A 23,123-nucleotide genomic window follows, 5' to 3' on the forward strand; every position below is an offset into this window, starting at 1 on the left:
CCGATACCCGCAGCCGGTCCCGCCGGGGTGGCCATCCGGGACCGGCTGCGGGTATCGGAGACCGACGCGGCCGTACTGGCCGAGGTCGGGGTGTTCCTGGGTTCGCTGGCCGCGGGTGATCTGGCGGAGCGGTCCCGGCAGGGTGTGGCGCACGATGCTGGCGGGTGGGCGGTGCGCAAGCGGGAGCTGACGGGGAAGTCGTCGGCGCGCTGGGCGGGCAGTATCACCAAGGCCACCCACGACCAGTGGGCACTGGCGAGGCGCGGCCAGGTGGCCCACCTTGCCTGCCTACGCGGGCAGATCGCCGCCATCGAGGCGCGGCTGGCGCGCCCGCTGGGCGCCAAGGCCGACAAGCGGGCCGGGCTGGCCCGCGGATACGGCTCGCGCGCCGAGTGGCACGCTAAGTCCCGCCGCCTGCAGACCTTGAAAGACCGGCTGGTGGTGGTGGAGGCGGACTGGGCGGCGGGCCGGGTGCACGTGGTGCGCGGCGGGAAGCAACTTGCGAACACCCGTCACCACCTGCAGGCGGCCGGGCTGAGCGAGCAGGTGTGGCGGGCACGCTGGCAGGCGGCGCGGATGTTCCTGGCCGCGGACGGGGAGTCCGGTAAGCGGTTCGGCAACGAAACCATCCGCGTCACCGACACCGGCCAGATCTCCCTCAAGCTCCCGGCCCCGCTGGCTCACCGGGCGAACGCCCCGCACGGCCGGTACGTGCTGGACGCGACCGTTCGCTTCCAGCACCGGAGTGCGGAGTGGCGGGATCGGATTACCGCGAACCGGGCGGTGGCCTACCGCATCCACCACGACGTTCTCCACGGCCGCTGGTATGTGACCGCGTCCTGGCAGCGCGCCGCCGCCCCGGTCCTGCCGCTGCAGGCGGCGCTGGCCTGGGGAGTGGTGGGGGTGGACATGAACGACGACCACCTGGCCGCCTGGCACCTGGATGTGCACGGCAACCCGGTCAGCGAGCCGCAGCGCTTCTTCTACGACCTCTCGGGCAGCGCGGACCACCGGGATGCGCAGCTGCGGCATGCGCTGACCCGGCTGCTGCACTACACCCAGCGGTGTGGGGCCTCCGCGATCGCCCTCGCGGACCTCGACTTCGCGGCGGAGAAGGGCCGGGAGCAGCACGGCCGCAACAAACGCTTCCGCCGCCTGCTCTCCCGCTTCCCCACCGCCAAACTCAAGGCCCGACTCGTCTCGATGGCCGCCGAGCAGGACATCGCCGTCGTGGCGGTGGACCCGGCCTACACCAGCCGGTGGGGTGCCCAGCACTGGCAGAAGCCCCTGACCACCCCACGACGCCAGGTTTCCCGGCACGATGCGGCGAGCATCGCGGTCGGGCGACGCGCCCTCGGGTCTCCGATCCGGCTGGGGGCACCTCCCAGCGGTAGCTGGGGGAGGACGGCACCGCCCCACCCCGACCAGAGTGATCGTGGTGGGCATCGGACCGTCCAGGCCCGACCGGAGACCCGACGGCGTGAGGAACCCCGCCCCCACCTGCCCGGACCGCGCACCGGATGCGCGCCGCCCGGCGGTGGAGCGAAAGCGGGCGACCTGGGGGTACCTCCCAGCGGTAGCTGGGGGAGTGCCCAACACCGTTCGGGGCACGCGGCTGAGCATGAGTCCTGGCGTCAGGACTCACTCCCGCTCAGTCTCTAGGAACGGTACGGCCGGTCACTGGAGTGGGCCACCTCGTGTCCGGCGCCGCGGCACAACTTCGTGGCGCTGCCCCGGATCCGTTCGCACTCCCCGGCCTTCGACCTGCATCACCCCGAATTCGCCCAGCAGGACAGCGACCGACGCCAGGCATAGAATTTCGCTTTGCCACCGGCAACACGGCTCCGCTCCATGGTCACCCGCCGTGCTCCGCACGTTTGAGGCACGGCATCCGGGTACTTGAGAGGTTGAAGGAACAGAGTCGGCCGCCTCGGAAAACCCTGGAAAATCGGGGTTACGGGCCGCCGGTCGGTGTCGTCTCGGAGATGAGTACCACGAGCATTTCACTGAGGGGACCGCGATTTCCCGTTCCATGGCTGGTGACCCTACGAGGAGTCACTCTGGAGACGGGGTGGATGACCGTGCGGCTTGCGGGCCTGCCCCTGGATCTCGCGCTGTGGGGTGTGCGGCAGTTCGCCGGGCTACTCGGCGCCGTCGACCGTCGGCTGCTGCCGGATGAGAGTGACCGTGAGGGTGAGCCCGAGGTCTCGGGCATGCCGGTGGTGTTCGTGCACGGGCTCGCCGACCGTCCGTCGATCTTCTCGAAGCTGCAGAACGGCCTGCGCGGCTGCGGCGCCGGACCATTCGTCACGGCGACGTACAGCGTGCTCAATCCGGACATCCGGGTCGCCGCCCACATGCTGGGCGAGCAGGTCGAACGGGTCCGGAAGCAGAACGGCGACCGGCCCGTGTGCCTGGTCGGGCACAGCATGGGCGGCTTGATCGCGCGTTACTACGTGCAGCGGCTGGGCGGCGACGCACATGTGCCGCTGGTGATCACGCTGGCCACCCCCCACAGCGGTACGGCGATGGCGCTGTGGGCTCCTCCGCACCCCGTGCTGCGCCAGCTGCGCCCGGGCAGTCCGCTGCTGGCCGAGCTGGCGGAGCCGTGTGCCGGCTGCCGCAGCCAGTTCGTCGCCCTCTACAGCAACCTGGACGAAGCGATCATCCCCAGCAGCCGGGGCCGTATCGACCACCCCGACCTGCGGGTGCGCAACGTCCTCGTGGACGGCGTCGGGCATCTGATGCTCCCCGTGCACGGCATGGTCATCCACGAGGTCCGCGAGGTGCTCACCGAGGCCATGGAGCTCCCGCTGGCCGGCTGAGAGCGGGCTCGAAACTCTGAGCCCGCCGCCCGCGACAGGACGGGCAGCCTGCGAGAGGCTGGAGTACACCCAGCGGATGCCGGAAGCGATGCCGGAAGAAGACGACACACCATGCGCAAGGACGGTGACATCACCGCCGCGCCTGGTCGGCGCGGCTGGCGGGTGCGCCCGTACCAGGCCGGGGACGAGTCGGCCGTACGGGAGTTGATCGATGCCGACCGGCTGCCCGGGCAGCCGCGCTGTACGCCGGAGCTGCCGAACTCCGCGTTGCGCGGCTGCCCGTCCGCGGCGGGCTGGCAGGCACCGGCCCGGGCGCGGCTCAGCGTGCTCGCCGACGCCGACGACCAGGCCCGGGGCGCCATCGCGTTTCTGTCCTGGCAGGACCTGCGCTCCGGACTGATCCATCTCCTGCACGCCCACGAGGACGTCCAGGCCCTGTACGGCCTGGTCGCCCACGCCCTGACCGCGCTCGGCGAATGCCCGCGGATCGAGGCGTTCACCGCCGCCTCGCCGGGCACCCTGGGTCCCGGCGGCCTGCCCCGCGCGCACCGCGCGACGACGCATGACGTACTGGTCGGCCTGGGCTTCACCGGCCGGCTGAGGGGGCACTATCTGCTCCGGCGGCTCGGCCCCGGTCATCCGACCAAGCTCGTGGCCGATGTGTACCCCTGTGAGTATCCGCCGGGGCATCGGCTGGTCCTGCACAAGGCGGCCGAGCCGATCGCCGAGATCGTGGTGAGCACGGCACGCGACCGCACGGCGACCGTGTACTGGATCGAGACGGCACCGGAGTACCGCCACCGTGGCCTGGCCGGCAAGCTGCTCGACCAGGCGATGGCCCTGCTCACCGAAGAGGGCGCCACGCATGTCGTCGCCGCCGTCGGCACAACCTGGCGGGCGACCGGTACCACCGGCACCGCCCCACGCCTCTTCCACGAGGCCGGCTTCGAAGTGGTCGACCAGCTGTGGGAGTACGACCGGTGGGGCGACGCCGCACCGAGGCCGCCCCCACGCAGCCGGTGACCGGGGCACTCAGCCGTGCCAGTCCGTTTCCGGGGTGTTTGTCACGCCCGGGCCGGGCAACCCGAGCCCGTACCGGCCGACTCCGACGCGACGGGAGCGCATGGATGACCCACGCTGTCCAGCGCCTGCCCGCGTCCTCCCGTACGTCGGCCCCGCGGATCGGCGTCCTCGGTTCGTACGGCGGCTTCAACCTCGGCGATGAGTCCATCCTTGCCTGCGTACTGGGCTGTCTCAGGGCCCATCGCCCGCACGCCAGGATCGTCGTCTTCAGCCGGAACGCCGAGCACACCCGGGGCCATCACCGCGGCGTCGACGAGGTGGTGGACTGGGAGGGCGTGGCGCAGCGGCAGCTGCTGGACGCGCTCTCCGGCCTGGACCTGCTGGTGCTGGGCGGCGGCGGGATCCTCTACGACGGAGAGGCGCGCCGGTATCTGCGGCTGGTCCGTGCGGCACAGGACCACGGGGTGCGCACCTTCGCCTATGCCGTCGGCGCGGGCCCGCTGCGGGAGCCCGACGACCGGGAGGCGGTGCGCACCGTACTGCCTCAGATGGACGACGTGGTCGTACGGGACGAGGAGTCCGGGCTGGTCCTCGACGAGGTCGGGGTGGAGCGCGAGCTCACGGTCACCGCGGACCCGGCGCTGCTGCTGTCCGCGGAGCCGTTCACCGGCCGGATGATGACGCACGAGGGCATCCCGGCCGGGAAACGCCTGGTGGGAATGTCGGTACGGGAACCGGGCCGGGCGGCCGAGAAGCTGGACGAGGGCGGCTATCACGCGCTGCTCGCCGACGTGGCCGACTTCCTGGTCCACCGCCTGGACGCCCATGTGGTGTTCATGCCGATGGAACGCCACGACGTGCGCCACGCCCATGCCGTGCTGTCGCACATGTCCGCACCGGACCAGGGCCGGATCATGAACGGCACCTACAGCCCCGGGCAGGTCCTCGGCTTCATGCGCCACCTCGATCTGGCCGTCGGCATGCGCCTGCACTTCCTGATCTTCGCGGCGGTCTCCGGGCTGCCGGTGCTGCCCCTCCCCTACTCGGGCAAGGTCTTCGACTTCGCACGCCGGGTGGGCGCTCCGGCCCTGGTCGGAGTGGCGCGGGAGCAGGCAGGGCTGCTGCTGGCGGAGGTGGACCGGCTCTGGGACGAGTATCCGCAGCGCCGTGAGCAGATGCAGTCGCGGGTCCGGGAGCTGTGCGGGCTCGCCCAGGAGACCTGCACTCGCTGCGGGGCCCTCCTGGACGAGATCGACGGGATCGACGGAGGCCTGCGCACCGGCTCCGACATGGAGGACCTGAGCACGAGGGCCTGACGAGGGCCGAAGAGAGGGAGGGAGGAAAGGAGGCAGCGATGCCGATCCTGGAGCCGCCCGACGAGTTCCGTACCGTCACGCTGCCGCCGCGGGACGCCGAGTACGCGGGCCGGACCGACGTCCTGGTGGTCGGCGGCGGTCCGGCAGGCTGCGGCGCCGCGCTGGCCGCGGCGGACGCGGGGGCCGAGGTCGTGCTCGTCGAGCGGTACGGGTTCCTCGGCGGCAACGCGACCGTCGCGCTCGTCATGCCCCTGATGTCCTTCCACAACGAGCACAAGCAGGCCGTGTTCACCTCGAACGGCGACGACACCCGGCTGCTGCCCACCGACCACGGCGAGGGCGAGCCGGTGGTCGCCGGCGTCCTGTGGCGGCTCCTTGAGCGCCTTACCGCGAGCGGCGGCTGCGTACCACCCACCCTGGAGACCGGCTACACCGTGCCCTTCGACCCGGAGGTCTTCAAGCTGGTCCTCCTCGAAATGCTCGACGAGGCGGGCGTACGGATGCTGTTCCACTCCTTCGCCTCCACCGCGCTGCCGCTCGACGACGGCTGGCGCGTGGTCTTCGAGACCAAGTCGGGTCCCGTGGTGATCGACGCGGGCGTGGTCGTCGACGGCACGGGTGACGGCGATGTCGCGGCGGCCTGCGGTGCCCCGTACGAGATCGGCCGCCCCGAGGACGGACTGGTGCAGCCGATGACGCTCATGTTCCGCGTCGTGGACTTCCTGCGGCCGCGGTTCGCCGATTACGTACGGTCCCATCCCGACCAGTGGCGCGGCGTGCACGGCCTGTGGGACCTGGTCCGAGAGGCCACGGAGGAGGGCGAGCTCCAACTGCCGCGCGAGGACGTGCTGTTCTTCGGCACCCCGCATCCCCGCGAGGTCAGCGTCAACAGCACCCGCGTCACCGCGGCGCTCGGCACCAGCGTCTGGGAGCTCAGTCGCGCCGAGTACACCGCCCGCCGCCAGCTGGCCCAGATCGACCACTTCCTGCGCACCCGGGTGCCGGGCTTCGAGCACGCGTACGTGGCGCAGAGCGGCAGCCACATCGGCGTACGGGAGACCCGCCGCATCGTCGGCGACTACCAGCTGACCGGCAACGACATCCTCGAGGCCCGCGCCTTCCCGGACGCCGTCGCGCACGGCGCGTATCCGATCGACATCCACAACCCGGAGGGCACCGGCACGCTCCTCAAGCGGGTGCCCACCGGCCTCTTCTACGACATTCCGCTGCGCTGCCTGCTCCCCCAGGACATCGACCGGCTGCTGGTGGCGGGCCGCTGCATCTCCGGTACGCACGTGGCGCACTCCTCGTACCGGGTCATGCCCATCGCGATGGCCACCGGCCAGGCGGCGGGCGTCTGCGCGGCGCTGGCCTCCCGGCTTGGGCGCAGCCCGCGGGAGTTGCCGCATTCCCTCGTCCAGCGCGAACTGCTGCGGCAGGGCGCCCGGTTGCGGGACGGCGTCCCCAACAGCGCCTCTGCGGCTGGGTGACCGCAGCCTCTTGACGTGACGTCAGGCCGTTGCCACACTCACCACCCGCGCGAGAAAGCGCTTGCTAGCGTACTTCCGGTAACGCGCCACCGCTCCCCGAGCCGAGTCGCTCCAGGTCACGCGCGCCCTGTTCGTGAATCGATTCAATCGAATCGGTTTCGATGAGGGGGGGCGCCGGGCCGGACGACAGGGCGGCGGGCGCGTCCGCCCCCACAACATCCGCCCCCACAACAGGAGAAGACGAGATGGGACGCAGAGCCGCACCTCACCTCATCAGCAGAACCCTGGGTACCCGCAAGAAGCGGGCCGGCGCCACCGCCGCCTGCGCCACCGCCCTGCTCACCGGAGCCGCCGTACTCACGGCACCGGCCGACGCCGCCCAGGACGCGGAATCCGCACCCGAACCGGCCGCCGCTTCCGTCGCGGCGGCTTGCGGCGACGGTTCGTACCAGGCCGAGGCCGTGCTCAACGGCAGCACCTGGACCGCCCGCCGAGGCAGCGGCGTCGTCTACACCGGCACCGATATGCGCGCCGCGATGCAGGCCGCCGTCAACAGCCTTACGGCGGGCCGGACTTCGAAGGAACGCGTCGTCGTGCGCGGCTCCGGCTCCATCAGCGCCGGGTCCCGGGTCTCCCTGCCGAGCTACACCGTCCTCGACGTGTGCGGCACCATCAACGTCACGGGCTCGGGCTCCGGCGATCAGGCGCCGGTCTACGCTCGCGGCGCCCGCGACATCGAGGTCCAGCACCTGAACCTCACCGGCGCCCCGCTGTACGGCATCTTCATGCGCAACGTGCAGAACGTCGTCCTCGGCCAGATCGACATGCGGCTGTCGCGCGGTCTCGGTGTCCGCATCGACAACCGCGGCGACACCAGCCAGTGGACCAGGAACGTCCGGATCGACAACGTGTACGTGTCCGGGGCGAGCAGCCACGCCGTGGAGACGTACGGCGTCGACGGCTTCACCGTCGGCACCGTCACCGCCCGCGATGTCGGCGAGTCCGGTCTGCTGCTGAACCAGACCATCAACGCCTCCGTCACCAAGGTGGACGCGGACAACGCGGGCGCCGGCACCGGTTACGCGGCCTTCCGGATGGCCAACCGCAACGGCCGGGTCGGCAGCGGCTACCCGACGAACATCCGCGTGGGCGAGGTCATCGCGCGCGGCGGCGGACGCGGAGTCTTCTGCGTCTCGGAGAGCGGGGGCGCGGTCATCGACAAGGTGTCGATCTCCAACACGGGCAACAACTCGGTCCTGATCGAGAACTGCTACAACGTCAACATCGCCGCCCAGAGCGGCAGCGTCACCGGCGGCGGAGAAATCCGGCTCGCCGCCCGCTCCGACTTCCCGAACAACCGGGACATCATCATCCAGAACCTCACGGTGACCAACTCGGCAATCAGGGAAAGCCCCTGCGGCGAGAACACGACGTTCCGCAACAACCGGCTGGTGAACAGCAGCCAGAACATCTGTTAGCGCGGGCCTCGGACGGGGGTGGCGGCCGGCTTCCCCGCGCAACGGCCGCCACCCGCATCGTCAGAGCCGTACGAGCCCCTCCGCCAGGGCCACGCGAGCTGCCCGTACGTGACGTGCCCTCAGGGCACATCCGTCAGCTTCGGCATCTCGCCCTTCGTCGTGGTGATGTCGAGGACCGAGAACGTCGCGCCCTGTGGGTCGCTGAGCGCGGCGAAGCGGCCGAAGGGGGAGTCCATCGGGCCGAACCGCAGCACGCCGCCGCGTTCGGTCGCCTTCGTCACCGCGGCGTCGCAGTCCTCGACCGTGAAGTACACGTTGATGTAGGGCGGCACCTCGGGCGGGAACTCCTCCGTCATCTGCATCCGGCCTAGCACCGGCTGCTTGTCGATGTTGAAGAGCCGGAAGTCCATCTCGTCTTCCATCTGCTGGGCGGTGTACGGGAACACGGCCGGGAAGAAGGCGTCCGACTTCTCGGACTCGCGGGTGAAGACCTCGGCCCAGCAGTACGCACCGGGCACGGCCTTCGCCTCGAAGCCCTCGTGCTTGTCGGCCTGCCACACGCCGAAGACGACTCCGCTCGGGTCGCGGGCGAGCAGCATGGAGCCGAAGTCGCCGACCTGCATGGGCTCCATCAGCACCTCGCCGCCGTTGTCACGGATCCTGGCGGCGGTGGCCATGACGTCCGGCGAGGAGAGGTACAGGCACCAGGCCGACTGCTCCTCCGCCCCGGGCATCGGCGGTACGACGGCGGCCACCGCCTTGCCGTTCGCGTACGCCTGGGTGTAGTTGCCGAACTCCGTCGACTCCTCGCCGAACGTCCAGCCCAGCACGTCACCGTAGAAGCTCTTCGCCCCCTCGACATCGCTGAACATCGCATCGGCCCAGCACGGTGTTCCCTCGGGTTCCACGGCCATGGTTCCGACTCCCTCGTCCTTGAAGGTCGCTGCGCGTACGTACTCCGACTTTCACGCTAGCCAGCGCCCCGCCGCCGCGCGCGCGGAAGAGCGACCTGACGTCACACGGCGGGCCCCGTGAGGGACTGCTCGGTCCAGATGATCTTGCCGTCCCGGGTGTGGCGGGAGCCCCAGCGCTGGGTGAACTGGGAGATCAGGAACAGTCCCCGGCCGCCCTCGTCGGTCGTCTTGGGATGGCGCAGATGCGGGGCGGTGGCACTGCCGTCCCAGACCTCGCAGATCAGCGCGGCCCGGGTGAGGATCAGGCGCAGCCGGATCGGTCCGGAGGCGTGCCGGATGGCGTTGGTGACCAGTTCGCTGACGACGAGTTCGGTGGTGAAGGCCAGCTCGTCCAGCTCCCACTCGGTCAGCCACCGCACGGTCCGCCTGCGGACGTCGGCGACGATCGCGGGGTCGGCGGGCAGGTCCCAGGACACGAGGCGCTTCGGGTCGAGGCGGCGGGCGCGGGCCATCAGCAGCGCCACGTCGTCCGGCGGGCGCGCCGCGACGAGGGCGTCGATGACGGCCTTGCACCGGTCGTCGAGCAGAGGCTCCGGCCGCTCCAGCGCACGGCGCAGCCGCTCCCGGCCCGCGGCGGCCTCCTCGTCCGGGTCGAGCCCGATGTCAGCGAGCAGGCCGTTGGTGTGGAGGGCGAGCAGGCTGTCTTCCGCGAGCGGCAGTTCGACGGCCTCGAAAGGAGTGCCGCCCACGCCGAGCAGAGGCCCGTTCAGCAGGTCGAGGAAGTCGACGGTGCCGTCCGGAGCGACGATCGCGGGCGCGCTCTGACCTGCGGCGGCGATGGCGCACTGGCCGGCGACCGGGTCGTAGACCGCGTACGTACAACTGGCGCCCACCGCGTGCACGCCGCCGCCCCGCGGGTCCACCTCGGTGTCGTCCTGGTGCGCGGCCTGGACGACCACGTCGTCGAGGTGCGCCAGCACCTCCTCGGGACGCAGGTCAAGGTCGGCGAGGGTCTGGACGGCGGTGCGCAGCCGGCCCATGGCCGCGGCGGCCTCGATGCCGCCTCCCGCCACCTCCCCCACCACCAGGGCGACGCGGGCGCCCGACAGCGGAATGACGTCGTACCAGTCGCCGCCGAGGCCGGTCAGCTCGTCGGCGGGCCGGTAGCTCGCGGCGACCTCCATGGCGTCCTGCTCGGGAAGCCGGTGCGGCAGCAGATTGCGCTGCAGTACGAGAGCGGCGTCGCGCTCTCGCGTATAGCGGCGGGCGTTGTCCAGGCACAGGGCCGCGCGGGCGACGAACTCCTCGGCGAGGCTCAGGTCGTCGGTCTCGAAGGGGTCCTGCCGCTGCCCGCGGAAGAACGTGGTGATCCCCAGCGTGGTGCCCCGTGCCCGGATCGGCACGATCATCACGCTGTGCAGTCCGAGGTCGAGGAAGGAGGCGGCCCTGCCTCCGGGTATGTCGGTGGCCCACTCCTTGGCCAGCGGGTCGAGCCGTTCCCGGTGCCAGGATCTGCCACTGGTGAGACAGCGGATCGGGGGTGCTCCGGGCCGGTACCGGGCGACCTGCCCGATCTCCACGACGGCTTCCGGGACGCCCTCGTTGACGGACTGGTGAGCGGCCCGCCGCAACGGCACCCCGTCCATCGCGTCCAGCGGCCCGGCCAGCGGCTCGCCGCCTTCGAGGACGGACTCCAGCAGGTCTACGGCGACGAAGTCGGCCAGCCCGGGCACGGCCACGTCGGCGAGCTCCTGGGCGGTGCGGCGTACGTCCAGCGTGCGGCCGAGGCGCTCGCCTGCCTGGTCGAGCAGGGTGAGCCGCCGACGGGCCCGGTAGCGCTCGGTGACGTCGACCACCGTGTAGTACACGCCGATCGGGTTGCCGTGGTCGTCCTCGAGCCGGGTGAACGACATCGCGTGCGCCGACTCCCGGTGCGGCGCGGACCGTACGCGGCCCACGTGTTCGTGGTCGACGATCGGCACACCGGTGTGCAGCACCTGACGCATCACGGCTTCCAGCGCTTCGGCGTCCAGGCCCGGCTGGATGTCGCCAAGCCGCTTGCCGAGCCGTTCGTGTGCGGGTCCGCTGCCGAACTGCTGCATGGCCGTGTTCGACCACACGTACCGCAGATCCGTGTCCACGATGGCGATGCCGATGGGCGAGCGGGTGGCCAGCCGCTCCAGGACCGTACGGCTCATGTCCCAGCCCGCGGCGCCGGTCATGTCGGAGGCCAGCACCATCCAGCGCGCCGGGCCGTCCGGGGCCAGGGTGGGGATGACGCGCACCATGCTGGCGACCGGGTGCCCGTCCCGGTGGCGTACCGACAGCGGGCCGGCCCAGCCGCCGTCCCGCTCGCACCGCTCGATGAGGTGCGGAAGGCGCGCGGCGTCCTCGGGCATCAGGAAGTCGGCGGCGCCGCGGCCGAGGACTTCGGGCGCGGGGTATCCGTACAGCCGCTGGGCGTCGCCGCTCCAGCCGGTCACCACCGCGGCGGCGTCCAGCAGCAGCGGCGCGGCGTCCGCCACGTCGAACCGCCGGTCCGTGACTCCGCTGTCCTCGCTCGTCACCACCGTGACCCTCTCCGTCCCCGAGAGTGGTCTGGATTGGTACACCCCCGGCCGGTGCTCCGTACGGCTGGCCGCCTCACGGGTCCGGTATGGCCCCAACGTACCGCCGCGCGGGCCGCTGAGCCTACGGAAGTAGCCAGCTCAGGCGCGCATGAGGAGCTGGAACTCGAAGGTGTAGCGGGCGGCGCGGTAGACGTGGGTGCCGTACTCGACCGCCCGCCCCGTGTCGTCGTATGCCGTGCGCCGCATGGTGAGCAGCGCGGCGCCTTCCGGATCGTCGAGGAGCTCGCCCTCTTCAGCAGTGGCCGAGCGGGCGCCGACGCTCTGGCGGGCGCTGTGCAGGGTGATCCCGGCGGCCCGCATCATCCGGTAGAGGCCGGTCGCCTCAAGGCGGGCGGTGTCGAGGTCCAGGAGTGCGGCGGGCAGGTAGTTGCACAGGTACGCCACGGGCTCGCCGTGGGTCAGGCGCAGCCGCTCGAGGACCGTGACGTCACCGCCCTCGGGGATGCCGAGGGCGGCGGCGACGTCCGCCGGCGCGGGCCGGACCTCGTTGCGCAGGACCTTGGTGGCGGGGCTCTGCCCGGCCGAGTCCAGGTCGTCGTAGAGGCTGCTCAGCTCCAGCGGGCGTTTGACCTGGCTGTGCACCACCTGGGTGCCGACGCCGCGGCGGCGCACCAGCAGGCCCTTGTCCACCAGGGACTGCATGGCCTGGCGGACGGTCGGCCGGGACAGGCCGAGCCGTGCGGCGATCTCCATCTCGTTGCCCAGCAGATCGCCGGGCGCGAGCGTGCCGTGCTCGATCGCCGACTCCAGATGCTGGGCGAACTGGTAATAGAGCGGGATCGGACTGCCCCGGTCCAGCGCGATCTCGAGGCCGTCGACCGGGGAGGCGGTCCTGGCACGAGTGGCCCGGCCCTTCTTCGCCACCGGAACCCCCTCCCTCCGCGTCGGGTGCTCGAGAGCCGTCAGGAGTTGCTGGGGAAGCCGAGGTTGATGCCACCACTGTCGGCCGGGTCGGGCCAGCGGGTGGTGATCACCTTGCCCTGGGTGTAGAAGGCGATGCCGTCGTTGCCGTAGATGTGGTGGTCGCCGAACAGAGAGTCCTTCCAGCCGCCGAAGGAGTGGTAGCCGACGGGCACCGGGATCGGCACGTTGACGCCGACCATGCCCGCCTGGACCTCGAGCTGGAAGCGGCGGGCGGCGCCGCCGTCGCGGGTGAAGATCGCGGTGCCGTTGCCCCAGCGGGAGCCGTTGATGAGCTTGATGGCGTCGTCGTAGGTGTCGGCGCGCACCACGCACAGCACCGGGCCGAAGATCTCGTCCTGGTACGCGTCCGCCGCCACCGGCACCTTGTCGAGCAGCGAGACGCCGAGGAAGAAGCCGTCCTCGTGGCCCTCGACGGAGTAGCCGGTGCCGTCGACGACGACCTCGGCACCCTGCGCCGCCGCACCGGAGACGTACGACGCCACCTTGTCGCGGTGCTCGCGCGTGATCAGCGGGCCCATCTCGGAGGCGGGGTCGGTGCCGGGGCCGATCTTCAGTCCCTTGGCCCGCTCGGCGATCTTGCCGACCAGCTCGTCACCGGTGTCGCCGACCGCGACGACGACCGACACCGCCATGCAGCGCTCGCCGGCCGAGCCGTACGCGGCGTTGATGGCCTGGTCGGCGGCGAAGTCCAGGTCGGCGTCGGGCAGGACGAGCATGTGGTTCTTGGCGCCGCCGAGGGCCTGGACGCGCTTGCCGTGCTCGATGCCCTTCATCTGGATGTACTTGGCGATCGGTGTGGAGCCGACGAAGGACACGGCGGCGATGTCCGGGTGCTCCAGGAGGCGGTCCACGGCGACCTTGTCGCCCTGCACGACGTTCAGTACGCCGTCGGGCAGGCCCGCCTCGGAGGCCAGTTCCGCCAGCCGGTAGGAGGCGGAGGGGTCCTTCTCGCTGGGCTTGAGCACGAAGGTGTTGCCGCAGGCGATGGCGACGGGGAACATCCACATCGGCACCATGGCCGGGAAGTTGAACGGCGTGATGCCCGCGACGACGCCGAGCGGCTGGCGGATGGACGACACGTCCACGCGGGTGGAGACCTGCGTGGACAGCTCGCCCTTCAGCAACTGCGGGATGGAGCAGGCGAGTTCGACGATCTCCATGCCGCGGGCGACCTCGCCGAGCGCGTCGGAGTGCACCTTGCCGTGCTCGGCGGTGATCAGCGCGGCGATCTCGTCGCGGCGCGCGTCGAGCAGTTCGCGGTACTTGAACAGCACGGCGGTGCGCTTGGCGAGCGAGGCGGTGCCCCAGCTCTCGAAGGCGGCCTTGGCGGCGGCGACGGCGTCATCGACCTCGTCGGTGGTGGCGAACGCGACCTGCTTGTCCTGGGCGCCGGTGGCGGGGTCGTACACGGGGCCGAAGCGGCCGGAGGTGCCCTCGACGGGCTTGCCCCCGATCCAGTGGGTGATGGTCTTCATGACGTGCGGGTCCTTTTCCTGAGCGGGGGTCGGGAGAGGTTCGGGATGGGGGTCAGAGGTGCCGGCGGCGTCCCTGCGCCTGCTGGTCGTAGTTCTCGCGGGCCTGGAGCGCGGCCTCGCGGGAGGCGACCTCGGCGACCGGTACGTCCCACCATGCCTGAGCCGCGGGCGCGGTGGGCGTGGGGTCCGTCTCGACGTACACGCAGGTCGGGCGGTCCGAGGCGCGGGCGGTGGCCAGCGCGTCGCGCAGTTCGCGGACGGTCTTGGCGCGCAGCACGTCCATGCCGAGGCTGGCCGCGTTGGCGGCGAGGTCCACGGGCAGCGGCGCGCCGCTGAACGTGCCGTCGGCAGCCCGGTAGCGGTAGGCGGTGCCGAACCGCTCGCCGCCGGTCTCCTCGGAGAGGCCGCCGATGGAGGCGTAGCCGTGGTTCTGGATGAGGACCAGGTTGACAGGCAGGCCCTCCTGGACGGCGGTGACGATCTCGGTCGGCATCATCAGGTACGTGCCGTCACCGACCAGGGACCATACGGGAGTTGAGGGCGCCGCCTGCTGTACGCCGATGCCCGCGGGGATCTCGTAGCCCATGCAGGAGTAGCCGTACTCCAGGTGGTACTGGCGCGGGGAGCGGGCCCGCCACAGCTTGTGCAGGTCGCCGGGGAGCGAGCCCGCCGCGTTGATGACCACGTCGTCGTCGCCGACCACGGAGTCCAGGGCGCCGAGCACCTGCGTCTGGGTCGGGATCTGGTTCTCGTCGTCCGCCCGGTAGACGGCGTCCACGACCTGCTCCCAGCGCTCCTTGCCCGCGCGGTACTCGGCCTCGTACGCCACGTCCACGCGGTGGCCGGACAGCGCCTCGGTGAGTGCGTCGAGCCCCGCGCGGGCGTCGGCGACCAAGGTGCGGGCGGCGAGCTTGTGGGCGTCGAAGGCGGTGACGTTGAGGTTGAGGAAGCGGACGTCCGGGTTCTGGAAGAGCGTGGCGGAGGCGGTGGTGAAGTCGGTGTAGCGGGTGCCCACGCCGATGACCAGGTCGGCCGTGCGCGCGATGTCGTCGCAGACCGCGGTGCCGGTGTGGCCGATGCCGCCGAGGTCGGCGGGGTGGTCGTGACGCAGCGAGCCCTTGCCGGCCTGGGTGGAGGCGACGGGGATGCCGGTGGCGTCCACCAGCGCCTTCAGCGCCTCCTCGGCCTCGCTGTGGTGGACGCCGCCGCCCGCGACGATCAGCGGCCGTTCGGCGGCCCGGATCGCGTGCACGGCCTCGGCGAGTTCGGCCGGTTCGGGCGCGGGGCGGCGGACCTGCCAGACGCGATCGGCGAAGAACTCCTCGGGCCAGTCGTACGCCTCCGCCTGGACGTCCTGCGGCAGGGCGAGGGTGACGGCGCCGGTCTCTACGGGGTCGGCGAGCACCCGCATGGCCTGCAAGGCGGAGGGGATCAGGGCCTCGGGGCGGTGGATCCGGTCGAAGTAGCGGGAGACCGGGCGCAGGGTGTCGTTGACGGACACGTCCGCCGAGACCGGGTGTTCGAGCTGCTGGAGCAGCGGGTCGGCGGTGCGGGTGGCGAAGTAGTCGCCGGGCAGCAGCAGCACCGGGAGCCGGTTGACGGTGGCGAGGGCGGCGCCGGTGACCAGGTTCGTCGCGCCGGGGCCGATGGAGGTGGTCACGGCCTGCGCGGAGAGCCGGTTGAGCTGGCGGGCGTAGCCGACCGCCGCGTGCACCATGGACTGCTCGTTGCGGCCCTGGTGGAACGGCATGGTCTCCTCTTGGGCCTCAAGGAGCGCCTGGCCGATCCCGGCGACGTTGCCGTGCCCGAAGATCCCCCAGGTGCCGGCGATGAGGCGGTGCCGGACGCCGTCGCGTTCGGTGTACTGCGCGGCGAGGAAGCGCACGAGCGCCTGGGCGACGGTCAGGCGGCGGGTGGGGCTCATCGGTTACCTCACTGAGACGGAGTGTTGCGTGTGAGTCTGGGGTCTACGGGCTGGCTCGGCCAGGTGTCGCGGATCCAGGCGTGGTCGGGGTGGTCGCAGATCAGCCAGGCGCGCTCGGCGCCGGGACCCGCCATGACGTTCAGGTAGTACATGTCGTGCCCGGGCACCGCCATGGAGGGACCGTGCCAGCCGTCCGGGATCAGTACGACGTCGCCGCCGCGCACCTCCGCCAGTACGTCCGTGCCGTGGCCCTGACCGGACGGCGAGACCCGCTGATAGCCGAGGCCGGGCGTGCCCTCGTGGTCGGCGAACTCGAAGTAGTAGATCTCCTCCAGCTCGGACTCCTCGCCGGGCCGGTTCACATCGTGCTTGTGCGGCGGGTACGAGGACCAGTTGCCGCCCGGAGTGATCACCTCGACGGCGATGAGCTTGTCGCACTCGAAGACCCCGGCCGCGCCGAAGTTGTGGACCTTGCGCGAGCAGTTGCCGCTGCCGCGCAGTTCGACGGGGACGGAGGAGGCGGGCTCGTAGCGGGCCGGCAGGCGGCGAGTGCAGCGGGCGCCGGTGAGCGCGAAGCGCCCGCCCGCCGGGGAGGTGAGGCTCGCGGTCGCGTCGCGGGGGACGTATACGAAGTCGCTCGGGCCGCTGAACACGCTGTCGCGACCCTCCAGTTCGTACGTCTCACCGCCGAAGTCGTCGGTGACGGAGACGGTGCAGCCGCCACTGAGCGACAGCACGATCCACTCGCTGTCCCCCGCCGTGAAGTGGTGCGTGCCGCCGGGCGGCAGTTCGAGCACCCGCAGGCTGGAGTAGCCCCAGCCGGCGCTCTCGGGGGTGACGTCGACGGCGTACTGCTCGCTGGTGGCCTTCCCCAGGGGCAGGTGGTGCGAGTTGGTCATCGGTCGGCTCCTCCTGGTCCGGTCATCGCGGTGTTCCTCCGGGTCAGGCTCACAGCAGCCCGACCGCCGTGTCCACGGCGGTCTCCACACTGCCCTCCGCGGGGTAGAGCAGGGAGCGGCCGACGACCATGCCCTGCACGGTGGGCAGCCGCAGTGCCTTGCGCCACTTCTCGTACGCGCCCTCCTGATCCTTGCCCACCTCGCCGCCCAGCAGCACGACCGGCAGGGTCGAGGTCTCCAGCGCGGCGGCCATGTCGTCCGGGTCGCTGGTGACGGGCAGCTTGAGCCAGGTGTAGGCGGAGGTGCCGCCGAGACCCGAGGCGATCGCTATCGAGCGGGTGACGGCCTCGGCGGACAGGTCGTTGCGTACCGCGCCCTCGACCCGCCGGGAGATGAACGGCTCGACGAACAAGGGGAGTTGACGCTCGGCCATGGCGTCGACGGCCCGGGCGGTGGACTCCAGGGTGGTCAGCGAGCCGGGGTCGTCGTAGTCGATGCGCACCAGCAGCTTGCCCGCGTCGAAGTTGAGCCGGGCGATGTCCTCGGGGCGGTGTCCGGTGAAGCGGTCGTCCATCTCGTAGGACGCTCCGGCGAGCCCGCCGCGGTTCATGGAGCCCATGACGACCTTGTTCTCCAGGGCGCCGAGGAGCAGCAGGTCCTCCAGGATGTCGGCGGTGGCGAGCACCCCGTCCACGCCGGGCCGGGACAGCGCGATGCACAGCCGCTCCAGCAGATCGGCCCGGTTGGCCATGGCCAGGCGCCGGTCGCCGACACCGAGGGCGCCGCGGGCCGGATGGTCGGCGGCCACGATCATGAGGCGCCCGCTGTCGCCGATGAGCGGGCGGCGGCTTCGGCGGGCGGCTGCTTCGGCGATGGCCTCCGGGTGCCGGGCGCGCACACTGACGAGGTCGGGGATGGTGAGGCTCAAGGGTTGGCTCCGTTCAGGGTGGCGTCGGGGTCAGCCTCGGGAGGCGATGAGTTCCTCGACCTCTGTGGGGGTGGGCATGGCGGAGGAGCAGGCGAGGCGGGAGGCTACGAGGGCTCCGGCGGCGTTGGCGTACCGCATGGTCTTCTCCAGCTCCCAGCCGGCCAGCAGGCCGTGGCAGAGGGAACCGCCGAAGGCGTCGCCCGCGCCGAGTCCGTTGACCACCTCGACGGGCACCGGCGGCACCTCGGCGGTCGTACCGTCGCGGTGGACGGCGAGGACACCCTTGGGGCCCTGCTTGACCACCGCGAGCTCCACGCCGGCCTCGAGCAGGGCCTCGGCGCAGGCGTGCGGCTCGCGTACGCCGGTGGCGACCTCGCACTCGTCGAGGTTGCCGACGGCGACCGTGACGTGGCGCAGGGCTTCGGCGTAGTACGGGCGGGCCTCGTCGGGGTTCTTCCAGAACATGGGGCGCCAGTCGAGGTCGAAGACGGTGGTGCCCGCCTTGTCGCGCGCCTTGAGGGCGGCGAGGGTGGCCGAGCGGCTGGGCTCCTCGCTCAAGCCTGTCCCGGTGATCCAGAAGATCTTGGCCGCGCGGATGGCGAAGAAGTCGAGTTCCTCCGTGCGGATCTCCAGGTCCGGCGCCTTGGGCTGCCGGTAGAAGTACAGCGGGAAGTCGTCGGGGGGAAAGATCTCGCAAAAAGTGATGGGCGTCGGGTAGGCGTCGACCGGAGTGACCCATCGGTCGTCGACCCCGAACTCACCCAGCGCCTGGTGCAGATACGCGCCGAAGGGGTCGTTCCCGGTGCGGGTGATGATCGCGCTGGTGCGGCCCAGGCGCGCGGCGGCCACGGCGACGTTCGCCGCCGAGCCGCCGAGGAACTTCCCGAAGGTGTCGACGTCGGTGAGGGGGACGCCGGTCTGGAGGGGATAGAGGTCGACGCCGATACGGCCCATGGTGATCAGGTCGAATGACTCGGTCATGCGTCGCTCCTCGTTCTGGGTGATGACCTCAGGTGTAAGTCTCCCGACGGGACCCTGTCAATAGTTTGTACTGACATTCTCACGTGCTCGTGAAATGATGTCTTAACAAAGTATTGACACGGTGCCTCATCAGCGGCTTACATCCCGTCCCAACAAGTGCAGCCGAAAGTTCCTCGGCATGTGGCCCGGCGTATGTTCTTCGCACGGGCTCCCAGGGTGCGGGCGTTTGCCCGACCCGTATCCTCGCCCGCTCCCTATTTCCCCGCAGCACAGTGAGGTGCCGGAAAGATGGACCGTACGTCTCGCCCCCGCTCCCGCAGACTCCCCATACTCGTGGCCGCAGCCGCCGCGACAGCACTGATCGCCACCGGCTGCTCCAGCAGCTCCGGCGGCAAGGAATCCGAGGAGAGCGGCGAGAACATCGCCGCGGGCAAGGCCAGCACGCCCCGCATGACCGTCGCCCTGGTCACTCACCAGGCCCCCGGCGACACCTTCTGGGACATCGTCCGCAAGGGCGCAGAGGCGGCCGCCGCCAAGGACAACATCAAGCTGATCTACTCCGCCAAGCCCGAAGCGGCCGAGCAGGCCAACCTCGTCCAGAACGCGATCGACCAGAAGGTCGACGGCATCGCGGTCACGCTGGCCAAGCCGGACGCCATGAAGGACGTGGTGTCCAAGGCGGAGAAGGCCGGCATACCCGTGGTCGCCCTCAACTCCGGTGTGGACAACTGGAAAGACATGGGCATCCTGTCCTACTTCGGCCAGGACGAGGGCATCGCCGGCGAGGCCCTCGGCAACAGGCTCAACGAGTCCGGCGCCAAGAACGCCGTCTGCGTGGTCCAGGAACAGGGCCACGTCGGGCTCGAGGCGCGCTGCGCGGGCGTGAAGAAGACCTTCAAGGGCAAGACCCAGAACCTCTACGTCAACGGCACCGACATGCCGTCCGTGAAGTCGACCATCACCGCCAAGCTCAAGCAGGACACTTCCATCGACGAGGTGGTCACGCTCGGCGCCCCGTACGCGCTGACGGCCGTGCAGTCGGTGTCCGAGGCGGGCAGCGAGGCCAAGGTCGCCACCTTCGACCTCAACAAGGACCTGACCGGCGCCATCGAGAAGGGCGACATCGAGTTCGCCGTCGACCAGCAGCCCTACCTGCAGGGCTACCTCGCGGTCGACACTCTGTGGCTCTACAAGAACAACGGCAACTACAGCGGCGGCGGCGAGGCTCCGGTCCTCACCGGCCCGGCCTTCGTGGACAAGTCCAACGTCGAGTCCATAGCGAAGTTCGCCGCGAAGGGTACTCGGTGATCCCCATGACCCAGCAGGCTGCGCCGGCGGTGTCCGCACCGCCGGCCTCCGGCCCGAAGAAGGAAACCGACGGCAGGACCTCCGAGCGCCCCATGTGGCTGCGGCTGCTCGCCCGGCCCGAAGTCGGCGTCTTCCTCGGAGCCGTCGCGGTCTTCGTCTTCTTCCTGATCGCGGCGCCGCCGGTCCGTGAGGCCGGCTCCATGGCCACGATCCTGTATCAGTCGTCGACCATCGGCCTGATGGCGCTGCCGGTGGCCCTGCTGATGATCGGCGGCGAGTTCGACCTGTCGGCCGGTGTCGCCGTCCTCACCTCGGCGCTCACCGCGAGCATGGTCAGCTACCAGCTCACGATGAACGTCTGGGTGGGCGTCATCGTCGCCCTGATCGTGTCGCTGGCGATCGGCGCCTTCAACGGCTGGCTGCTGATCAGGACCGGCCTGCCGAGCTTCCTGATCACCCTGGGCACCTTCCTGATCCTGCAAGGCGTGAACCTCGCGGTCACCAAGCTGGTCACCGGCAACGTGGCGACCAACGACATCAGCGACATGGACGGCTTCGAGCAGGCCAAGTCGGTGTTCGCCTCGACCTTCACCATCGGTGGCGTAGGGGTGAAGATAACCGTCTTCTACTGGTTGATCTTCGCGGCGATCGCCACCTGGCTGCTGCTGCGCACCAAGTTCGGCAACTGGACCTTCGCGGTCGGCGGCAACAAGTTCAGCGCCCGCGCGGTCGGTGTGCCGGTGACCTTCACCAAGATCGCGCTGTTCATGGGCGTGGGCTTCGGTGCCTGGTTCGTCGGTATGCACCAGCTGTTCTCCTTCAACACCGTGCAGTCCGGCGAGGGCGTCGGCCAGGAGCTGATCTACATCGCCGCGGCGGTGATCGGCGGCTGTCTGCTGACCGGCGGCTACGGCTCCGCGATCGGCCCGGTCTTCGGTGCCTTCATGTTCGGCATGGTGCAGCAGGGCATCGTGTACGCCAACTGGAACCCCGACTGGTTCTTTGCCTTCCTGGGCGTGATGCTGCTCGGCGCCACCCTCGTCAATCTGTGGGTCCGCAACGCGGCCACCCGGAGGTGATCTGATCCCATGACAAGCAACGGATCCACGGCCAGCGGGGCCCTCGTCAAGGACGCCGTCCCCCAGGACGAGAAGCCGATCGTCGAACTGCGCGGCGCCGGCAAGTCCTACGGCAACATCCGCGCCCTGCACGGCGTGACGCTCTCCGTGCTCCCCGGCAGGGTGACCTGCGTGCTCGGCGACAACGGCGCCGGCAAGTCCACGCTGATCAAAATCATCTCCGGGCTGCACCAGCACACGGAGGGCGAGTTCCTCGTCGACGGCGAACCGGTCAAGTTCTCCACCCCGCGCGAGGCCCTCGACAAGGGCATCGCCACCGTCTACCAGGACCTCGCCGTCGTCCCGCTGATGCCGGTGTGGCGCAACTTCTTCCTCGGCTCCGAGATGACCAGCGGCCCCTGGCCGGTCCGCCGTCTCGACATCGCCCGGATGAAGAAGACCGCGGACGACGAACTGCGCGCCATGGGCATCGTCCTGGACGACCTCGACCAGCCCATCGGCACGCTCTCCGGCGGCCAGCGACAGTCCGTGGCCATCGCCCGCGCCGTCTACTTCGGCGCCCGCGTCCTCATCCTGGACGAGCCGACCGCCGCGCTCGGCGTCAAGCAGTCCGGCGTGGTGCTGAAGTACATCGCCGCCGCCCGCGACCGCGGACTCGGCGTCATCTTCATCACCCACAACCCGCACCACGCCTACATGGTGGGCGACAACTTCAGCGTGCTGCGCCTGGGCACCATGGAGCTGTCCGCCGACCGCAGCCAGGTCAGCCTGGAAGAGCTCACCAACCACATGGCCGGCGGTGCCGAACTGGCCGCACTCAAGCACGAGTTGGCGGAAGTCCGCGGCGTCGACGTGGAAGAGCTTCCCGAAGAGCAGGACCTCAAGGCCCCCGTAGTGACGTCCGAAGGAACCGCATCGTGACCAACCCCCTGGACCGCATCCGCGTCGGCTCGGCTCCCGACTCATGGGGCGTGTGGTTCCCCGACGATCCCCTCCAAGTGCCCTGGGAACGCTTCCTGGACGAGGTCTCCGAAGCCGGTTACTCCTGGATCGAACTCGGCCCGTACGGCTATCTGCCCTCCGACCCGGCCAGGCTCACCGACGAGGTGAACAAGCGCGACCTCAAGGTGTCGGCCGGCACGGTCTTCACCGCGCTGCACCGCGGCCCCGACGTCTGGGACTCCACCTGGGAGCACGTCAGCCAGGTCGCCGAACTGACCCGGGCCATGGGCGCGAAGCACCTGGTGGTCATCCCGTCGTTCTGGCGGGACGACAAGACCGCCGAGCTGATCGAGCCGCCCGAGCTGACCGTGCGCCAGTGGGCGAACCTGACCAAGGGCATGGAGCGGCTCGGGCACGAGGTGAAGGAACGCTTCGGTCTCGACATCGTCGTGCACCCGCACGCCGACACCCATATCGACACCGAGGAACACGTCGAGCGCTTCCTCGACTCCACCGACAGCGCCCTGGTCAACCTCTGCCTGGACACCGGCCACTACGCCTACTGCGGAGGCGACAACGTCAAGCTGATCGAGACGTACGGCGAGCGCATCGGCTACCTCCACCTCAAGCAGGTCGACCCCGAGATCCTCGCCGACGTCGTCAAGAACGAGGTCCCGTTCGGCCCCGCGGTGGCCCGCGGCGTGATGTGCGAACCCCCGGCGGGCGTACCGGAGTTGGGCCCGGTACTCACAGCAGCACAGAACCTGGGCGTGGACCTGTTCGCCATCGTCGAACAGGACATGTATCCCTGCGAACCGGACAAGCCCCTGCCCATCGCAACCCGCACCCGCAAGTTCCTGAGGTCGTGCGGCGCGTGACGTAGCTGCGGGCAATCGTGCCGCTGGGGCGATGGGGTCCCCCCGCTCGAGCGAAGCCGAGAGTGGGGGAGGGTGGGCGCAGCGGCACCCCGTTGCGCCGGGCTGCGCC

Annotated in this window: 18 protein-coding genes; 10 read left to right on the forward strand and 8 right to left on the reverse strand. The window is 70.5% G+C overall.

Translation table 11 applies throughout. From position 1 onward, the window contains the following. The 6 genes from G6048_RS34370 to G6048_RS34395 form a co-directional block, all read left to right on the forward strand. The coding region (locus G6048_RS34370; protein WP_235990701.1) for a transposase at positions 1-1,662 on the forward strand (1,662 nt) is incomplete at its 5' end. Positions 1,663-2,075: 413 nt separating this feature from the next. Continuing rightward, a complete protein-coding gene (locus tag G6048_RS34375) occupies positions 2,076-2,825 on the forward strand; it encodes an esterase/lipase family protein (protein ID WP_165343506.1) in 750 nt (249 codons plus the stop codon). 111 nt (positions 2,826-2,936) lie between these two features. After that, positions 2,937-3,848 carry a GNAT family N-acetyltransferase gene (locus G6048_RS34380; RefSeq protein WP_165343507.1) on the forward strand — a complete coding sequence of 304 codons (912 nt, stop codon included), beginning with the start codon at positions 2,937-2,939 and terminating at the stop codon, positions 3,846-3,848. A 104-nt stretch (positions 3,849-3,952) separates the two neighbouring features. Beyond that, positions 3,953-5,164: a polysaccharide pyruvyl transferase family protein gene (locus G6048_RS34385; protein ID WP_165343508.1), complete on the forward strand. Its 1,212-nt coding sequence runs from the start codon at positions 3,953-3,955 to the stop codon at positions 5,162-5,164. A 38-nt stretch (positions 5,165-5,202) separates the two neighbouring features. Then, positions 5,203-6,654 (forward strand): FAD-dependent oxidoreductase, encoded by a 1,452-nt coding sequence (locus tag G6048_RS34390; protein WP_165343509.1) that lies wholly within the window; start codon positions 5,203-5,205, stop codon positions 6,652-6,654. 245 nt (positions 6,655-6,899) lie between these two features. After that, complete coding sequence (locus G6048_RS34395) at positions 6,900-8,132, forward strand: hypothetical protein (RefSeq protein WP_165343510.1); 1,233 nt, start codon at positions 6,900-6,902, stop codon at positions 8,130-8,132. A gap of 119 nt (positions 8,133-8,251) precedes the next feature. Here the strand turns inward: G6048_RS34395 and G6048_RS34400 are convergent, their stop codons facing one another. From G6048_RS34400 to iolC, 8 genes are all read right to left on the reverse strand, one after another. After that, positions 8,252-9,046: a VOC family protein gene (locus tag G6048_RS34400; RefSeq protein WP_165343511.1), complete on the reverse strand. Its 795-nt coding sequence runs from the start codon at positions 9,044-9,046 to the stop codon at positions 8,252-8,254. Between the two features lie 101 nt (positions 9,047-9,147). Then, entirely contained in the window at positions 9,148-11,616 is a 2,469-nt protein-coding gene (locus tag G6048_RS34405) for a SpoIIE family protein phosphatase (RefSeq protein WP_165343512.1), read from the reverse strand. A gap of 138 nt (positions 11,617-11,754) precedes the next feature. Continuing rightward, positions 11,755-12,540, reverse strand: a complete 786-nt coding sequence (locus G6048_RS34410) for a GntR family transcriptional regulator (protein ID WP_165343513.1) — start codon at positions 12,538-12,540, stop codon at positions 11,755-11,757. A gap of 38 nt (positions 12,541-12,578) precedes the next feature. After that, positions 12,579-14,075, reverse strand: a complete 1,497-nt coding sequence (locus tag G6048_RS34415; protein ID WP_165343514.1) for a CoA-acylating methylmalonate-semialdehyde dehydrogenase — start codon at positions 14,073-14,075, stop codon at positions 12,579-12,581. A 52-nt stretch (positions 14,076-14,127) separates the two neighbouring features. Next, positions 14,128-15,999 (reverse strand): 3D-(3,5/4)-trihydroxycyclohexane-1,2-dione acylhydrolase (decyclizing), encoded by a 1,872-nt coding sequence (gene iolD / locus G6048_RS34420; protein ID WP_165343515.1) that lies wholly within the window; start codon positions 15,997-15,999, stop codon positions 14,128-14,130. An 8-nt stretch (positions 16,000-16,007) separates the two neighbouring features. Beyond that, positions 16,008-16,898 (reverse strand): 5-deoxy-glucuronate isomerase, encoded by an 891-nt coding sequence (iolB, locus tag G6048_RS34425; RefSeq protein WP_165343516.1) that lies wholly within the window; start codon positions 16,896-16,898, stop codon positions 16,008-16,010. A gap of 49 nt (positions 16,899-16,947) precedes the next feature. Next, entirely contained in the window at positions 16,948-17,826 is an 879-nt protein-coding gene (locus G6048_RS34430) for a Cgl0159 family (beta/alpha)8-fold protein (RefSeq protein ID WP_165343517.1), read from the reverse strand. A gap of 30 nt (positions 17,827-17,856) precedes the next feature. Beyond that, positions 17,857-18,807, reverse strand: a complete 951-nt coding sequence (gene iolC / locus G6048_RS34435; RefSeq protein WP_165343518.1) for a 5-dehydro-2-deoxygluconokinase — start codon at positions 18,805-18,807, stop codon at positions 17,857-17,859. 288 nt (positions 18,808-19,095) lie between these two features. On the opposite strand from iolC, the gene G6048_RS34440 reads away from it, so the two are divergent. The 4 genes from G6048_RS34440 to G6048_RS34455 are packed head-to-tail and all read left to right on the forward strand — an operon-like array spanning position 19,096 to position 23,014. Further along, positions 19,096-20,115, forward strand: a complete 1,020-nt coding sequence (locus G6048_RS34440) for a sugar ABC transporter substrate-binding protein (protein WP_165343519.1) — start codon at positions 19,096-19,098, stop codon at positions 20,113-20,115. Continuing rightward, the gene (locus tag G6048_RS34445; RefSeq protein ID WP_165343522.1) at positions 20,115-21,194 is read left to right on the forward strand and encodes an ABC transporter permease; all 1,080 of its coding nucleotides are present in this window, start codon (positions 20,115-20,117) and stop codon (positions 21,192-21,194) included. Before G6048_RS34440 ends, G6048_RS34445 begins: the two co-directional genes overlap by 1 nt. 9 nt (positions 21,195-21,203) lie before the next feature. Next, the gene (locus G6048_RS34450; RefSeq protein ID WP_165343520.1) at positions 21,204-22,115 is read left to right on the forward strand and encodes an ATP-binding cassette domain-containing protein; all 912 of its coding nucleotides are present in this window, start codon (positions 21,204-21,206) and stop codon (positions 22,113-22,115) included. After that, on the forward strand, positions 22,112-23,014 hold the full coding sequence (locus tag G6048_RS34455; protein WP_165343521.1) for a sugar phosphate isomerase/epimerase family protein: 903 nt from the start codon (positions 22,112-22,114) through the stop codon (positions 23,012-23,014). Before G6048_RS34450 ends, G6048_RS34455 begins: the two co-directional genes overlap by 4 nt. Positions 23,015-23,123: the final 109 nt, after the last annotated feature.

Origin of the sequence: Streptomyces ureilyticus (genome assembly GCF_011045025.1) — a bacterium.
Taxonomy (GTDB): domain Bacteria; phylum Actinomycetota; class Actinomycetes; order Streptomycetales; family Streptomycetaceae; genus Streptomyces; species Streptomyces ureilyticus.

Bases quoted from the DNA above. Each gene is read 5' to 3' on its own strand.
- iolB (WP_165343516.1), bottom strand. From the start codon at position 16,898: ATGACCAACTCGCACCACCTGCCCCTGGGGAAGGCCACCAGCGAGCAG.
- iolD (WP_165343515.1), bottom strand. From the start codon at position 15,999: ATGAGCCCCACCCGCCGCCTGACCGTCGCCCAGGCGCTCGTGCGCTTC.
- G6048_RS34390 (WP_165343509.1), top strand. From the start codon at position 5,203: ATGCCGATCCTGGAGCCGCCCGACGAGTTCCGTACCGTCACGCTGCCG.
- G6048_RS34415 (WP_165343514.1), bottom strand. From the start codon at position 14,075: ATGAAGACCATCACCCACTGGATCGGGGGCAAGCCCGTCGAGGGCACC.
- G6048_RS34450 (WP_165343520.1), top strand. From the start codon at position 21,204: ATGACAAGCAACGGATCCACGGCCAGCGGGGCCCTCGTCAAGGACGCC.
- G6048_RS34395 (WP_165343510.1), top strand. From the start codon at position 6,900: ATGGGACGCAGAGCCGCACCTCACCTCATCAGCAGAACCCTGGGTACC.
- iolC (WP_165343518.1), bottom strand. From the start codon at position 18,807: ATGACCGAGTCATTCGACCTGATCACCATGGGCCGTATCGGCGTCGAC.
- G6048_RS34385 (WP_165343508.1), top strand. From the start codon at position 3,953: ATGACCCACGCTGTCCAGCGCCTGCCCGCGTCCTCCCGTACGTCGGCC.
- G6048_RS34440 (WP_165343519.1), top strand. From the start codon at position 19,096: ATGGACCGTACGTCTCGCCCCCGCTCCCGCAGACTCCCCATACTCGTG.
- G6048_RS34375 (WP_165343506.1), top strand. From the start codon at position 2,076: ATGACCGTGCGGCTTGCGGGCCTGCCCCTGGATCTCGCGCTGTGGGGT.
- G6048_RS34380 (WP_165343507.1), top strand. From the start codon at position 2,937: ATGCGCAAGGACGGTGACATCACCGCCGCGCCTGGTCGGCGCGGCTGG.
- G6048_RS34400 (WP_165343511.1), bottom strand. From the start codon at position 9,046: ATGGCCGTGGAACCCGAGGGAACACCGTGCTGGGCCGATGCGATGTTC.